Here is a 15408-nt window from a genome sequence, read left to right on the forward strand (position 1 = left end):
CGGAGGAATTTTAAAATGATGAATGGTATGAATATGAATAAGATGATGAAACAAATGCAAAAGATGCAAAAGCAACTTAAGGAAGAACAAGATAATTTAAATAAACAGGAATTTACCGGTAGCGCTCCTGACGACATGGTTGTTGTGACCTTCAACGGGGAACGTATTATGACAGATATTAAAATTAAGCCTGAAGCAATTGATCCTGATGATCCCGAAATGCTATCGGATTTGATTGTTGCAGCAGTTAATGATGCAATGAAGAAAATTAAAGATACCACTCAAAGTACAATGGGCAAGTACGCCAAAGGTATTCCGGGCATGTAGTCTGTTGATAGGAAGGAACGATTATGCAGTATCCTGAACCAATTGCAAAATTAATCGATAGTTATATGAAATTACCTGGTATTGGTAACAAGACAGCAACTCGGCTGGCTTTTTATACCGTTGATATGAATAAAGACGACGTCAAGGAATTTTCACACGCACTGTTGGCTACTAAAGAAGATCTTCACTATTGCTCGATTTGTGGTAACTTAACTGACGAAGATCCATGTGAAATTTGTCGTGATAAGACTCGCGATCAAACAAAAATATTGGTTGTTGAGCAGCCTAAAGACATTATGGTGATGGAAAAGGTTCAAGAATATCATGGTCTGTACCATGTACTTCATGGTGTTTTGTCACCAATTGAAGGCAAAGGCCCTGAAGATTTAAACATTACTTCTCTAATTAGGCGACTTCAAAAAAACGGTGAGGTTAAAGAAGTGATTGTGGCGACTAACGCAACTCCTGAAGGAGAAGCAACTGCCATGTATTTAAGTAAGCTAATCAAACCAGCTGGCATCCGAGTGACACGATTGGCACATGGGCTGTCAGTAGGAACGGATATTGAATACGCTGATGAAATGACATTGTTTAAGGCTGTCCAAGGCCGAACCGAAATGTAATGGAGGAAAATAATGGTGTTGTTTGGTGGATTTAAAAAGCAAAATATAAAAGCTGAATATGATCAACGTCTGCTGGATCTTATCAATAATCTTAAAGAGCAGTGGGATCATGCCGCTCAAACTCAAACCGCGGTTGCTGACAGCGATATTGAAATGGCACAAGAAACGGCTTTGGCAAAGCAAAAATTTTTCTTTATTTATAAAGAAGCTCGACTCAGACACATTAAAAATGATCATATTCAAGCATCGGTCATCAGTTATGACCACGATGATTTTCAATAAGGAAAATTAATGATAAATTTTGAGTGATTTTTGGATAAATGTTCGTTGTTTCTGAGACACAGGAATGTGAAATTCAGGCCGGCATTTAAGGTTAGATCGCTCTTTTATTTTGTGGCATTTTATCTGGGAGAATAGACAGGTAAAAAAACATACAGTACAATAAACCTAAATATAGAATTGAGGGAGAAACTTTGACTGGCAAATTTATAACCTTCGAAGGCCCTGATGGTGCAGGGAAAACTTCTGTCATGAATGAAGTTGTTAATCAATTCCAAAAACAACTTGGTGACCATCTGATTGTTACTAGAGAACCAGGTGGTAATAAAATTTCCGAACAAATTCGACGGGTTATTTTGGATCGTAAAAATACAGAAATGGATTATCGAACTGAAGCATTATTATATGCGGCAGCACGCCGTCAACACTTAGTCGAAACTATTTTGCCGGCTTTGCAAGCTGATAAGCTGGTTCTTTGCGATCGATATGTTGACAGCTCGGTGGCTTACCAAGGTGCGGGAAGAGAAATCGGAATGCAGGCGGTAGCGAGGATGAATGAGTTTGCAACCGAAAAGATACTTCCATATAAAACGATTTATTTTGAAATTCCGGTTGAAGTTGGCTTGAATCGAATTGCCAAGCATCGGGACTCAAGTAAAATTGACCGTTTAGATGTTGAAACAACTGCTTTTCATAAACGCGTTCACCAGGGATACATGAAATTAATTGATGAATATAACGATCGTTTTATCATAATTGATGCAACTCAACCAATTGAAAAGGTTATTCAAGATACAACTGATGTGATTCATCAAATAGCAAGTGAATTTTTTAAGGAGTCTTAGCTATGAAATTAGTAATTGCAATCGTTCAAGATAAAGATGCTAATAAGTTACGTTCGGTTTTTGTTGCCCATGACATTGTTGCAACACGTTTTTCGACAACTGGAAGTTTTTTAAGGGCCGGCAATACAACATATTTGGTTGCTGTTGATGATGATAAAGTTGATTTAACGTTGCAGCTTATTAAGGAAACCTGCTCCGCCCGACAACAATTTATGACGCCCCCAGTTAGTCTAAATGGTGATACGGCTGAACATACTTTTCCAATTGAGGTTCAAGTGGGTGGGGCTACTGTGATGATCTTACCAATTGAGCAATTCCATCAATTTTAGAGGTTAAAAATGTCAGACAACATTGCGAGCGATGCGAAAATAAAACAGCCCAAATTATTTGAACAATTTATGCGCTTAGTGGATCGAAATGAATTGTCACATGCGTATCTTTTTACGGGTGAAGATGGTGCAGGTCAAAATGCAGTTGCAATGGGAGTCGCAATGCGTCTTTTCTGTACAAATGTGAAAGACGGTTATCCTTGCGGAAAGTGTGCTGAGTGTACACGAATTATGAATCACGATCATCCAGATGTTGTTATAACGAAACCGGATGGTTTGAGTATTAAAGTTGATCAAATCCGTCATGTAAAGAGTGAGTTCACTAAAAGCGCAATGGAAGGGTCAAAAAAGGTTTTTATTATTTCAGATGCCGATAAAATGACAACCGGTGCCGCTAATAGTTTGCTTAAATTTATTGAGGAACCTACTGGAAATGTTGTCAGTTTTTTGATTAGTCAAAATCGTAACCTTATTTTGCCAACGATTGTTTCAAGAACCCAAGTTGTTGAATTTCCGAGCATTGGGAAAGATGTAATGAATCAAGAGTTGCGAAAATCCGGTATCTTACCAAGTCAGATAAATTTACTAATGTCGATGACAAATAGTTTATCTGAAATAAAAAGATGGCAAGCGGATAATTGGTTTTCTTCACTTCAGGAAGTGGTTTCCAAATGGTTTGGTTATTTAGTGAAGGGCAATCTGATGGCCATGCCGTATATCCAAATGGCCTTGATGCCCCTGATCACAAATAAGGAACGTCAGCAGGTTGCTTTATCAATGATGATTGGTGTTTTTGATGAAACGCTTGAAATTAAGTATGGTACTTTAAAAAAGGATACGACTAAATTTCCTGATATTATTTCTGAAACAAAGCAGGCTGCCCAAGAATGGTCAAGTGACCAATTAATGACGATGTTGGAGGAACTGTTAAATATGCGAGGCAGTTTGATGGTAAATGTGAATTTTCAAAATGTTATTGAATCTGTCACACTAAAGATGCTGACGATTGTTAAGTCATAGATTTTTAAAGGGTGAGATAGTATTGGATAGTCAAAATTTATATGATGAGCTTAAAGAAATGGACAGTCATCTGGGTGCAACCGCAGCTGAATTTTCTCACCTGCATGAATCATTAATTGAATTAATGGAAAAGAACGCGGAACTAGAAATTGAAAATCAGCATCTTCGGGATAGAATTAATCAGATTACTGAAAAAGTCGGTAACAATTCACCAGAATTATCTAAATCCCGAAAGAATCTTGAAAAATTATATAACGAAGGGTTTCATGTTTGCAGTTCATATTATGGCAAGCGACGCGAAAATGGCGAAGATTGCATTTTTTGCACGGAGATTATTTATGGTCGAAGGGATTAATAACTAAGTGATAACTCAAAGAAGTTTCGATACTAAAAGTAAATACGGTACGCTTTATTTAGTACCAACGCCAATTGGTAATTTGGAGGATATGACATTTCGGGCTGTTTCTGTCATGAAACAGGTGGATTTAATTGCGGCTGAAGATACCAGAAATACGCAGAAGCTATTGAACCATTTTGAAATTGAAACCAAACAAATTAGTTTTCATGAGCATAATACTGTGCAAAGAATTCCTGAGTTGATTGATAAGTTAAAAAAAGGGATATCGATCGCCCAGGTTAGCGATGCCGGAATGCCTTCGATTAGCGATCCAGGACATGAGTTGGTGGTTGCTTGTATTAAAAGCGAAATAACTGTCGTTCCCTTGCCAGGTGCTAATGCCGGTATAACAGCTTTGATTGCTTCTGGTGTTTCCCCTCAGCCGTTTTATTTTTATGGGTTTCTTTCAAGAAAACCCAAAGAGCAGCGTGATGAACTGGCAAAGTTGGTTAATCGACAGGAAACGCTTATATTTTATGAAGCACCTCACCGACTTTTAAAGACGTTAAAAAGTCTTCAAAATTCATTTGGTGGATTGAGAGCAGCCTCTTTATGTCGTGAATTGACAAAAAAACATGAAGAATTTATTCGTGGCACACTTGATCAAGTAATTGAATGGGCAAATTCAACAACTATACGAGGAGAATTTGTCATTATTGTGAGTGGAAACGCGCAACCTTTAGAGGAGAATAAGATTGATAATCTAATGGAAAACCTTTCTCTTACGCAACAAGTAGATATTTATATTAAGGATGGATTGTCTGTTAATGAATCGATCAAAAAGGTTGCCAAAGCTCATAATCTACGTAAACAAGTTGTTTACAATGAATATCATGGCATTAAGTGAATATTATTTACTTAGAAGAAAGACGTCATTTTGTTGATTCGTTAAGATTAAAAAGTATAAATTAAAGGCTTGATTAGTTTCCATCCCATTATAAAAGAGTTATAATTTAAATTATGTTAGAAAGAAGACGTGCCAATGCCTGCAGATCAGTATAGTGAAAATCATACGATCTCCTTTTATGAAGGAGATGTTAGCTACCGCATTACAATGACAATGTTGATTAATATTTTAATGCTCTGTTCAGATCATCAAAATGCTAAATTAGGAGTTGCCCAACAGGAACTTATTGATAAATATGGTGTTGGCTGGGTTGTCACGCAATATTCAATTAAGATTAACCGGCTTCCACAAGTTGAAGATACTGTTAAAATGACAACACGTGGGACTTCCTACAACCGTTTCTTTGTCTACCGTGAGTTTTGGGTTCACGATGATCAGGGAAATGAGCTTGTAAAGGTAGACAGTATATGGGTTTTAATGGATGAGAGAGCCCGAAAGATTACAGAGATTCCTCAAACGATTATTGAGCCCTACCAGTCCGAAAAAGTGCGTCGGGTACCGAGATTACCACGGCCAAGTCGAATAGCTGACAGTGCTGAAGTTTCTTCAAAAAAATATCAGGTTAGGGCCAGTGACATTGACTTTAATGGTCATGTGAATAACGCTCATTATCTTGAATGGATGACTGACGTTCTGCCACTTGACTTTCTTGTGTCCCACGTTCCGGAACAGATTGATATTCGTTTCGAAAATGAGGTTAAATATGGCAATTGGGTTACCAGCTCGGTAGCTGTTGAGTCTAAAGATAGCGATAAGATTAAAACAGTTCATGAAATTTTTTCTAACGATGTACTTTCATCTAGCGCTACATTTTTATGGAAGAAAAACGATGTAAAGGGTCATGAAAAAAATGAAAATTCTAGCAATTGATACATCGAATCGACCATTATCCGTTGCCGTTCTGGATAATGATCATTTATTAGCCGAAACAAGGTTAACGACGCATAGAAAACATGCGGAGTTTTTAATGCCGGTAATTGAAGATCTTATTCAAAAATCCGATCTCTTACCGAACGACTTGAACAGAATTGTTGTTGCGTCAGGACCTGGATCTTATACGGGGATTCGAATGGCAACGACAGCTGCCAAAACACTCGCCAGCACTTTAGATATAGAGCTGGTGACTGTTTCGAGTTTGTTAACACTTGCGCTTAATATCTCAGAGCCGGGGGTTTTAATCAATCCAATTTTTGATGCTCGAAATCAAAATATGTTTACAGGTCTTTATCAACTAAAAAACGGAACGATGACATCAATTATTTCCGATCAACATACAAATATTAACGACTGGTTGGCAAAACTAACGGATGTTAATCAGCCAATTATGATTGTAGGGGATACAGCACCTTTTTCCGAAGCATTTTTGAAGCAGTTTGGAGATTCTTTGAGGGTAGCTGATGAACTGACAGCAGTTCCTAATGCAGCCAGGCTTGGTCTTTATGGGTCACAGTTGTCACCTGTTAAGGACATTGATGCTGTTGTTCCGAGATACTTGCGTCTAACCAAAGCTGAAGCTGATTGGCAAAAACTTCATCCAAACGAGGATACCCGTAACTATGTGGAAAAAATTTAAAGAATGGTTTCAGCAAAATTTTTATAACAAGCAGGTTCAGCTCCGGGAACGATATCTAGACATTAAGAATCACGATGTCGAAATCAACGGTACAAATTATTTTCTTGCAAAGGCCATGATTCCCGACATTCCAGAAATCCTTGGAATCGAACGGGCCGTTTATGGTGGTCAGACTCCATGGGATGAGCGGGCGTTTCGAACTGAATTGATGCGTAAAAGTGATCGTTTGTATCTGGTTTTAAGACGAAATGACTGGCTGGTTGCTTTCATTGGCTGTTCATTAAATGACCATACAAAAGACTGTCATATCACTAATGTCGCCGTGGCACCCAATTTTCAAAATCATGGGCTCGGCTATTTTTTGGTGAATACAATTATCAAAAAAGCACGACAGTTAAAATACGATAAAGTAACGCTGGAAGTTCGTGTCAGCAATGCCAGAGCTCAAAAATTATATCGTGACATCGGTTTTGTGGACAACGGGTTAAAGAAAGATTATTATTTTAACGATCGTGAAGATGCATTGAATATGATTTTAGACATTACGAAAATTGGCTGATTAAATTAGGAAAGGTGAGTTTTTTGGCAAAAGATCTGATTCTTTCATTTGAGACAAGCTGTGACGAGACGTCTGTTGCAGTTATAGAAAATGGCGATACAATTCTTTCGAATATTGTTGCAACCCAAATAAAAAGTCACCAACGGTTCGGTGGCGTTGTGCCTGAAGTTGCAAGCCGACACCATATTGAGCAAATTACCAGCTGCATCAATGATGCGTTAACACAGGCTAAAGTCACATATAGTGATTTATCTGCAGTCGCTGTCACTTACGGGCCAGGGCTGGTTGGCGCTTTGCTTATTGGTGTGACAGCAGCAAAGGCGGTTGCTTGGGCACATCATCTGCCTTTGATTCCAGTTAATCACTTGGCAGGCCATATTTATGCTGCAAGATTAGTCGAACCAATTGAATTTCCGGCAATGGCATTAGTCGTTTCAGGTGGTCATACGGAGCTTGTGTATATGCCCAAGGAAAATCGATTTGAAATTATCGGTGAGACTCGAGACGATGCTGCGGGCGAGGCATATGACAAAATCGGCCGGGTTTTGGGAATTAATTATCCTGCTGGAAAACAAGTCGATGAAATGGCTCATAAGGGTCATGATACTTTCCATTTCCCAAGGGCAATGGACCAAGATGATAATTTTGATTTTAGTTTTAGTGGATTAAAAACTGCCTTTATTAATACGGTTCACCATGCCGATCAAATTCATGAAACTTTGAATAAAGATGATCTTGCAGCAAGTTTTCAACAGGCTGTTATTGACGTTTTGGCTGACAAAACAAAACGGGCACTTCAAGATTATCCGGTTAAGCAGCTTATTTTAGGCGGTGGTGTTGCCGCTAATAAGGGATTGCGCAATCGTCTTGAAAAAGAACTACAAGCATTTCCGAAAACTTCTTTGGAGTTGGTACCACTATCATTATGTGGTGATAACGCTGCTATGATTGGAGCTGCTGGTGAAATGTTGTATCGCCATCGAGTATTTACAAATGCAACGCTAAATGCTGATCCCAGCTTGGAATTTGAATGGATTAAGGAACCTGCAACTAATTAGTTTAGGTAATGATCGATAGAAATTAATTAAATATTTTTGAATATAAAAGGACTAACAGTCAGGGTAAGCCAATTTTGTGGTTTACTTTGTTGTTGGTCCTTTTTATGAATTATTCAATATCTTCTAATTGAAGACTCTTTTGTTCCCATTTACTTTCAGTTTCTTTGATTTTTTGATCGATCATTTCAAGTTTCTTCTGAAGATCGGACGCCTTATCTAGGTCGTTAAAAACTTCTGGCTGAGCCATTTGACTTTCGATATTATTTTTACTTTTAGACAGTTCGTCTAACTGAGATTCCAAATCGATGACTTCGCGATTTAATTTTCGAACTTCCTTTTGATTTTGTTTATTGACTTCATAGTTCTTTTTATCAGTTGTTGACGTGGTAGCCTGTGCGGCTAATTGAGCGGTTCCCTGCTTTTCCTGCTCATGTTCCTTAATCGCAAGCTGTTCATCTTTTTTATCAACATAGTAATCATAATCACCAAGGTAAAGGGTTGTTCCTCTTTGTGACAGTTCAACAACGGATGAGGCAACCTTGTTGATAAAATAACGGTCATGGGAAACAAAGAGAATTGTGCCATCAAAGCCATTTAGCGCTTTTTCCAAAACCTCTCGACTATCAATGTCTAAATGATTGGTTGGTTCATCGAGAATTAAAAAATTATTGTGTTGCATTGCCAACTTTGTTAAAAGTAAGCGGGCTTTTTCACCACCGGACAAATCGTGGACCATTTTAGCAACGTCATCTCCAGAAAAGAGGAAGCTGCCTAAAACGCTTCTAATGTCTCCTTCGGCTGTAGTGGGGTGATCATCCCAGATTTCGCCTAAAACCGTTTTGGAAGGGTGTAGTGAGGCTTGTTCTTGATCATAGTATCCAGTGTCAACACCGGTTCCAAATTGAGCCGAACCCTTTAAAAAGGGAATAATGCCAAGAATGCTTTTTAAAAGGGTGGACTTACCAACCCCATTGGGGCCGACAATTGCAATGGCCTGATTTCTTTTGACATCCAAGTTGACTGGTTCTGAAAGAATCTTTGTATAACCAACTGCTGCGTCAGTGACCTTTAAAACGTTGTTACCGCTTTTGGATTTTGGTGAGAATGTGAAACGAACACTTTTGCTGTCAGACGTTGGCTTTTCAATTCGGTTCATCCGCTCAAGTTGTTTTCTACGAGCCTGGGCTTGTTTTGTAGTAGATGCTCTCACAATATTTTTATCAACGAAGGTTTGAAGTTTGGAAATTTCAGTCTGCTGCTTTTCATATTCTTTCCAGCGAAGGGAGATTTCTTGTTGCTTCTTTTGGGTGTACTGTGTGTAATTTCCGGCGTAATGTCTTAATGTACCGTTAGCCAGGTCATAAACTTCGTTAACGATACGATCAAGAAAATATCGGTCATGTGAAATAATCAATAACGAACCGCTGTAGTTTTGAATATAACCTTCCAACCAGGTAATCGTTTCGACATCCAAGTGATTAGTTGGTTCGTCTAAAATTAACAATTCAGGCTTTTCAAGTAGTAGTTTTGCAAGTGCTAATTGTGTTTTTTGGCCACCTGAAAGTTCATTAATCGGTTTATCGTACTGGTCCTTATCAAAGCCGAAGCCATGGAGAACGCCACGTATTTCCGCATCATAGCCATAACCATTATGCTGTTCAAAATTGGCTCGAACAGTATCATAAGTTGCTGAAATTTGGTGAAACCTATCCGATTTTGGATCCAGCGTGCTTATTTGAGCTTCAAGTTCATGAATCTTAGTTTCTTGTTCCTTGAGTTTCGCAAAGACTGACGACATTTCTTCATAAATCCCCTTATCGGAATCTAATCCCGTATCTTGCGCCAAATATCCGATTGTGAGATTCTTTTTTGTTGTTATTTGACCGCCATCGATAGACTGCTCGCCGATGATCATTTTAACTAATGTTGATTTGCCGGCACCGTTTCGGCCGACTAACGCAATGCGACTTTTTTCTTGAATTGATAAGTTTACTTTTGAGAATATGTTAATACCATTAAATCTTTTGGTTAAATCTTGGGCTTGTAAGATTATCAACGATCCAGCCTCCTTTCTTCTATCTTTATAAGTTTATCATATTGTTGATTTTGAGGCGATTTAGATGGGATGATGTCTCTAATAGTGACATTTCTTTGTTAATTTCAAAGCTAATATTTGAAATGTATTTCACAAGATGGTATCTTATGTTAGAATACTAAGTAAAGAGAGATTCACAAAGTGCTCAGTTAGCAAAATTAATGAAATTTAGGAGGAAATTTTCGTGACAGCTGAAAATATTCCACGTGCGACCGCTAAACGGTTGCCAATTTACTACAGATACTTAAACATATTACATGACACAGGCAAAAGTCGGATTTCTTCAACTGAATTAGCTGAAGCTGTTCAAGTAGACTCTGCTACCATCCGTCGTGACTTTTCATACTTTGGTGCATTGGGGAAGCGTGGATATGGTTATGATGTGGATAGCCTGCTTTCGTTTTTTAAGCAGATCTTGAACCAGGAACATTTAACCAACGTTGCTTTGATTGGGGTTGGCAACTTAGGACACGCCCTGTTGAATTTTAACTTTCACAAAGATGGTAATGTTAGGATTTCGGCAGCCTTCGATACTGATGATACAATTATTAATAAGATTGAGGACGGCGTTCCAGTCTATCCAATTCAAGAACTGGCACATCAACTTCAGGAACAGCAAATCCAAGTGATTATTTTAACCGTTCCTTCAAGCGCAGCTCAGGCAGTAACAGATGATGCTGTTGCAGGCGGTGTAAAGGGAATCTTAAACTTTACACCAATCAGACTTTCCGTTCCTGACGATGTACTTGTTCAAAACGTTGATTTAACTAATGAATTGCAAACGTTGATTTATTTTATAGAAAATTTTGGTAAGTAACCATATAAAGCGTCATAAGTGGCAGGGGACAATCTTTATTAGTTTGTGAAAGACAAGCTTTTACAAACGGATGGGAGTCTCTTTATTTTGTGTATCAGCAATATATTTGTGAGTGATATAAAAGAGGTCAAGACAGTTATCGTCCTGATCTTTTTTATATTTAGCACATGATGACGTTGGCCTTTAATCTCCTGATGCTATTGTAACAAGAATTGATCGCATTGATTGAAAAACGCTTGAATATTGCAATGTTTATGAAAAATCCTTGCAATTCCGCTCAAAAAATAATATATTATAAGCAGTGATTAGCACTTCTGTCATATGAGTGCTAATGATGCTAAAAATTGTTGTAAATGGAGGGACTAACGTGTTAAAACCATTAGGAGATCGCGTAATTATCGAAAGAGAAGAAGAAGAGGAAAAAAACGTTGGCGGCATTGTTTTAGCTGATAACGCTAAGAAAAAGCCTCAAACAGGTACAATTGTTGCCGTTGGGGAAGGCCGCGTTTTAGATAACGGTCAAACTGTTGCCCCAGTTGTTAAAAAGGGTGACAAGGTTATGTTCGATAAGTACGCTGGTACGGAAATTGAAGATAACGACAAATCCTATTTAGTTTTGCATGAAAAAGATATCGTCGCAATCGTCGAATAATTGAATTGCGGATAATTGATTCAACAATTTAATAATTTAATCAAAATAAATTTTTGAGGTGAAAATTGGAATGGCTAAACAAGTTAAGTTTTCTGAAGACGCTCGCAGCGTAATGCTTAAAGGTGTTGATAAATTAGCAGATACGGTTAAAGCTACAATTGGTCCTAAGGGTCGTAATGTTGTTTTGGAACAAACAGCTGGTACACCAACAATTACTAATGATGGTGTGACAATCGCCAAGGCAATTGAACTACCTGATCATTTCGAAAACATGGGCGCAAAGTTGGTTTCTGAAGTTGCTTCAAAGACTAACGATGTTGCCGGTGATGGGACAACGACCGCAACTGTTTTAACACAAGCAATCGTGAACGAAGGCATGAAGAACGTGACTGCCGGTGCTAACCCTGTTGGTATTCGTCGTGGTATCGAAACAGCCACTAAAACTGCTGTTGATGCACTTCACAAGATGTCACATGACGTTAAAACAAAAGATGATATTGCACAGATTGCGTCAATTTCATCAGCTAATTCAGAAGTCGGTAAGTTAATTGCCGACGCAATGGAGAAGGTTGGTCATGATGGTGTCATCACAATCGAGGAATCACGTGGTGTTGAAACCAGCTTGGACGTTGTTGAAGGTATGCAATTTGATCGTGGCTATATGTCACAATACATGGTTACCGATAATGACAAGATGGAAGCAGATCTTGATAACCCATACATTCTTGTAACTGATAAAAAGATTACTAACATTCAAGATATTTTACCACTTCTTCAAAAGATTGTGGAACAAGGTCGTTCACTTTTGATCATTGCCGATGATATTGGTGGAGAGGCATTGCCAACACTTGTTTTGAACAAGATGCGTGGTACCTTTAACGTTGTCGCTGTTAAGGCTCCCGGCTTTGGTGACCGTCGTAAAGATCAACTCCAAGATATTGCCATGTTAACTGGTGCTACTGTCATCACTGACGATCTTGGATTGAACTTAAAGGACGCAACGCTTGAGCAATTAGGTCAAGCCAACAAGATCAATGTCACAAAAGATTCTACTACAATTGTTGACGGATCAGGTTCAAAAGATCAAATTTCACAACGTGTTTCAGAAATTAAGACTCAAATCGAAAAAACAACATCAGACTTTGACCGTGACAAATTAAAGGAACGTCTTGCTAAATTGTCAGGTGGAGTTGCCGTTGTTCGTGTCGGTGCAGCTACTGAAACCGAATTAAAGGAAAAGAAGTACCGAATCGAAGATGCTTTGAACGCCACTCGTGCAGCTGTTGAAGAGGGCTTCGTACCTGGTGGTGGAACTGCATTGATTAATGTTATTCCTGAAATCGCCAAGCTTAAGGCTGATGGCGACGAAGCAACTGGTATCAACATTGTTCGTCGAGCACTCGAAGAACCAGTTCGTCAGATTGCCGAAAACGCTGGTGTTGAAGGTTCAGTTATCGTTGAACAGTTAAAAGACGAAAAGCCTGGCATTGGTTATAATGCCGCAAATGGTAAGTTTGAAGATATGATCGATGATGGTATTGTTGATCCTACCAAAGTTACCCGCTCTGCACTTCAAAATGCCGCTTCTGTATCTGCTTTGCTTTTGACTACTGAAGCTGTTGTAGCCGATGAGCCTCAGAAGGATACACCTGCTGCTCCAATGCCACAACCTGGTATGGGAATGTAATTTTAAGATAAAAATAGTCGCTATAGACAAACAAATTGAGCGTCCGAGCTTGTCGGGCGCTTTTTGTTGTTGTATGGTATTAGTGACTATTTTATGTACATAATCAATACTTGTATTTAATGGTAAGATGGACTATTATTTTATGGTTCACCATGAATGGTAAATATTATAAAAGGAGTAACTATTTATGTGGCGATATTTAAAACGGCTTTTAATTGGTAAGCCGCTAAAAACCACTGACGAAGGCGGCCAAGCTTTAACAAAGTTTAAGGCCTTGGCATTATTGTCATCAGATGCGCTATCGTCAGTCGCTTATGGTACTGAACAAATTACCACCATCCTGATAACATTATCAGCCGCTGCATTGATGTATCAGATCTGGGTTGCAGCGCTTGTGTTGGTTCTATTGGCTGCAATTACACTATCATATCAGCAAATTATTCATGCTTATCCGTCTGGTGGTGGGGCCTACGTTGTTGCCAGTACAAATTGGGGTGAACGAGCCGGTTTAGTAGCTGGTGGTTCATTACTGGTTGACTATATGCTAACCGTTGCCGTATCAACGACTTCCGCTACTGAAGCGATTACTTCGGCAATTCCCAGTTTATATTCTCATCAAGTGTTAATTTCATGCCTAATTGTTGTGGGAATTATGTTGTTGAATTTACGTGGTATCCGTGAATCGGCTTCTTTTTTGACGCTGCCGGTTTATCTGTTTATCGTCATGATCTTGGTAATGATCATTTATGGTGGCTACAATATTTTAAGTGGCCATATTCAATATCATGCTGCTGCACATATCGGTGCGCCTGTTGAAGGGATGACACTGGTACTGTTCTTTAGAGCTTTCTCATCCGGTTCTTCTTCATTAACCGGTGTTGAAGCCATTAGTAATGCGGTTCCGAATTTTAAAAAGCCAAAAAGTCATAATGCATCAGCAACATTGGCAATTATGGCGACTATTTTGGCATGTTTCTTCGGTGGAATTACCTATATGAGTTACTACCTTGGAATTGTGCCGAACGGTCATGAAACGGTTCTTTCACAAATTGGTGTTGCTGTTTTCGGTCATGGGATTATTTATTATGTTCTTCAGCTTTCAACTGCCATGATTTTGGCGGTTGCTGCCAATACTGGTTTTTCAGCTTTCCCAATTTTGGCTTATAATTTGGCAAAAGACAAATTTCTGCCGCATGCTTACCTGGATAAGGGCGATCGACTTGGCTATTCCAATGGTATTATTTCCTTGGCTGTCGGAGCAATTGTCCTGATTCAGATCTTCGGAGGTCGAACGAATTCTTTGATTCCGTTGTATGCTGTTGGTGTTTTCATTCCATTCACGCTTTCTCAATCCGGTATGATCATTCATTGGTATCGTCACCGTGGAAGAAACTGGCAATTAAAGTCGGTGATTAATTTTATTGGGGCTTTTATTTCGCTGGCATTAGTTACCTGTTTATTTTTACTGCGTTTTCCAAATGTTTGGCCATATCTAATTGTGATGCCGATTCTTCTTCGAATTTTTTACAAGATTAATCGTCATTATAAGCGGGTTGCCGAACAGCTGCGGGTTGTTGAAGAGGATACCCAAATCACCGCAACACATCATTACGATGGCTCTACGGTCATTGTTTTGGTAGGTGGTGTTACCAGGGTTACTGCTAATGCGATCAGCTATGCACAGTCAATTGGTGACTATGTGATTGCCATGCATGTTTCATTTGACTCCAACCCTGAAAAAGAGCATAAGACTTCTGAAGAGTTTAAAAAGGAATTCCCAAATGTTCGATTTGTTGATATCCATTCATCCTACCGTTCAATCGCACAACCAACTTTACGATTCTGCGATGTCATCGCTAAAAGGGCGGCTGATCGAAACTACTCTACGACGGTCTTGGTACCACAATTTGTGCCTAAGCATCGTTGGGAAAATCTTTTGCATAACCAAACTAGCTTGAGATTACGAACAATTTTAAATTCACGTCAAAATATTATCATTTCCACCTATAACTATCACTTAAGAGAGTAACCTTAATTTCAAGGGTGATAGGAAGTTTAAGTGTAGCAAGAGGTATCAAAAGATAATACTAATGTAATTAAAAGATGAAGTGAGATTTTTTCTTATTCTGTCTGGCCTTTGTAATTACATCATCTAACAAACAATTATTTTTACTTTTTGATCATGGTGAAATTAAATGATGCTTAAAAGTTAAATATGATTAAATGAAATACATGCTGTC

Annotated in this window: 17 protein-coding genes; 16 read left to right on the forward strand and 1 reads right to left on the reverse strand. The window is 38.6% G+C overall.

Features of this window, described 5'->3' with window-relative positions; translation table 11 throughout:
* Positions 1-15 precede the first annotated feature (15 nt).
* The 12 genes from HMPREF0519_RS11040 (at position 16) to tsaD (ending at position 7917) form a co-directional block, all read left to right on the forward strand.
* Positions 16-327, forward strand: a complete 312-nt coding sequence (locus HMPREF0519_RS11040) for a YbaB/EbfC family nucleoid-associated protein (protein ID WP_003554650.1) — start codon at positions 16-18, stop codon at positions 325-327.
* A 23-nt stretch (positions 328-350) separates the two neighbouring features.
* Positions 351-950, forward strand: coding sequence for a recombination mediator RecR (gene recR, locus HMPREF0519_RS11045; RefSeq protein WP_003554648.1), 600 nt, complete (start codon positions 351-353; stop codon positions 948-950).
* 12 nt (positions 951-962) lie between these two features.
* Positions 963-1232, forward strand: a complete 270-nt coding sequence (locus HMPREF0519_RS11050) for a YaaL family protein (RefSeq protein WP_003561016.1) — start codon at positions 963-965, stop codon at positions 1230-1232.
* 191 nt (positions 1233-1423) lie between these two features.
* The gene (tmk, locus tag HMPREF0519_RS11055; RefSeq protein WP_003561014.1) at positions 1424-2074 is read left to right on the forward strand and encodes a dTMP kinase; all 651 of its coding nucleotides are present in this window, start codon (positions 1424-1426) and stop codon (positions 2072-2074) included.
* Positions 2075-2076: 2 nt separating this feature from the next.
* Positions 2077-2403 (forward strand): cyclic di-AMP receptor DarA, encoded by a 327-nt coding sequence (gene darA, locus HMPREF0519_RS11060; protein WP_003554642.1) that lies wholly within the window; start codon positions 2077-2079, stop codon positions 2401-2403.
* A 9-nt stretch (positions 2404-2412) separates the two neighbouring features.
* Positions 2413-3423, forward strand: coding sequence for a DNA polymerase III subunit delta' (gene holB, locus HMPREF0519_RS11065; RefSeq protein WP_003636242.1), 1011 nt, complete (start codon positions 2413-2415; stop codon positions 3421-3423).
* Positions 3424-3445: 22 nt separating this feature from the next.
* Positions 3446-3778 carry a DNA replication initiation control protein YabA gene (locus HMPREF0519_RS11070; protein ID WP_035444813.1) on the forward strand — a complete coding sequence of 111 codons (333 nt, stop codon included), beginning with the start codon at positions 3446-3448 and terminating at the stop codon, positions 3776-3778.
* 7 nt (positions 3779-3785) lie between these two features.
* Positions 3786-4667 carry a 16S rRNA (cytidine(1402)-2'-O)-methyltransferase gene (gene rsmI, locus HMPREF0519_RS11075; protein ID WP_003636244.1) on the forward strand — a complete coding sequence of 294 codons (882 nt, stop codon included), beginning with the start codon at positions 3786-3788 and terminating at the stop codon, positions 4665-4667.
* A gap of 135 nt (positions 4668-4802) precedes the next feature.
* A complete protein-coding gene (locus HMPREF0519_RS11080; protein WP_003636246.1) occupies positions 4803-5597 on the forward strand; it encodes an acyl-[acyl-carrier-protein] thioesterase in 795 nt (264 codons plus the stop codon).
* A complete protein-coding gene (tsaB, locus tag HMPREF0519_RS11085; protein WP_040472811.1) occupies positions 5578-6300 on the forward strand; it encodes a tRNA (adenosine(37)-N6)-threonylcarbamoyltransferase complex dimerization subunit type 1 TsaB in 723 nt (240 codons plus the stop codon). The genes HMPREF0519_RS11080 and tsaB overlap by 20 nt, the downstream gene beginning before the upstream one ends.
* On the forward strand, positions 6284-6859 hold the full coding sequence (gene rimI / locus HMPREF0519_RS11090) for a ribosomal protein S18-alanine N-acetyltransferase (protein ID WP_003561005.1): 576 nt from the start codon (positions 6284-6286) through the stop codon (positions 6857-6859). Before tsaB ends, rimI begins: the two co-directional genes overlap by 17 nt.
* Positions 6860-6873: 14 nt before the next feature.
* A complete protein-coding gene (gene tsaD / locus HMPREF0519_RS11095) occupies positions 6874-7917 on the forward strand; it encodes a tRNA (adenosine(37)-N6)-threonylcarbamoyltransferase complex transferase subunit TsaD (RefSeq protein WP_003636250.1) in 1044 nt (347 codons plus the stop codon).
* A gap of 109 nt (positions 7918-8026) precedes the next feature.
* Here the strand turns inward: tsaD and HMPREF0519_RS11100 are convergent, their stop codons facing one another.
* Positions 8027-9973: an ABC-F family ATP-binding cassette domain-containing protein gene (locus tag HMPREF0519_RS11100; RefSeq protein WP_003636252.1), complete on the reverse strand. Its 1947-nt coding sequence runs from the start codon at positions 9971-9973 to the stop codon at positions 8027-8029.
* 223 nt (positions 9974-10196) lie between these two features.
* On the opposite strand from HMPREF0519_RS11100, the gene HMPREF0519_RS11105 reads away from it, so the two are divergent.
* The 4 genes from HMPREF0519_RS11105 to kimA all read left to right on the forward strand — a co-directional run bounded on the left by HMPREF0519_RS11105 (position 10197) and on the right by kimA (position 15197).
* Positions 10197-10829, forward strand: a complete 633-nt coding sequence (locus HMPREF0519_RS11105; RefSeq protein WP_003554624.1) for a redox-sensing transcriptional repressor Rex — start codon at positions 10197-10199, stop codon at positions 10827-10829.
* Positions 10830-11196: 367 nt separating this feature from the next.
* Positions 11197-11481: a co-chaperone GroES gene (groES, locus tag HMPREF0519_RS11110; protein ID WP_187117464.1), complete on the forward strand. Its 285-nt coding sequence runs from the start codon at positions 11197-11199 to the stop codon at positions 11479-11481.
* A gap of 70 nt (positions 11482-11551) precedes the next feature.
* The gene (gene groL, locus HMPREF0519_RS11115) at positions 11552-13168 is read left to right on the forward strand and encodes a chaperonin GroEL (RefSeq protein WP_003636257.1); all 1617 of its coding nucleotides are present in this window, start codon (positions 11552-11554) and stop codon (positions 13166-13168) included.
* 187 nt (positions 13169-13355) lie between these two features.
* Positions 13356-15197 carry a potassium transporter KimA gene (gene kimA / locus HMPREF0519_RS11120; RefSeq protein ID WP_003560995.1) on the forward strand — a complete coding sequence of 614 codons (1842 nt, stop codon included), beginning with the start codon at positions 13356-13358 and terminating at the stop codon, positions 15195-15197.
* The last annotated feature ends 211 nt before the right edge of the window (positions 15198-15408 follow it).

The organism is Lentilactobacillus hilgardii DSM 20176 = ATCC 8290 (assembly GCF_000159315.1).
GTDB classification, from domain to species: domain Bacteria; phylum Bacillota; class Bacilli; order Lactobacillales; family Lactobacillaceae; genus Lentilactobacillus; species Lentilactobacillus hilgardii.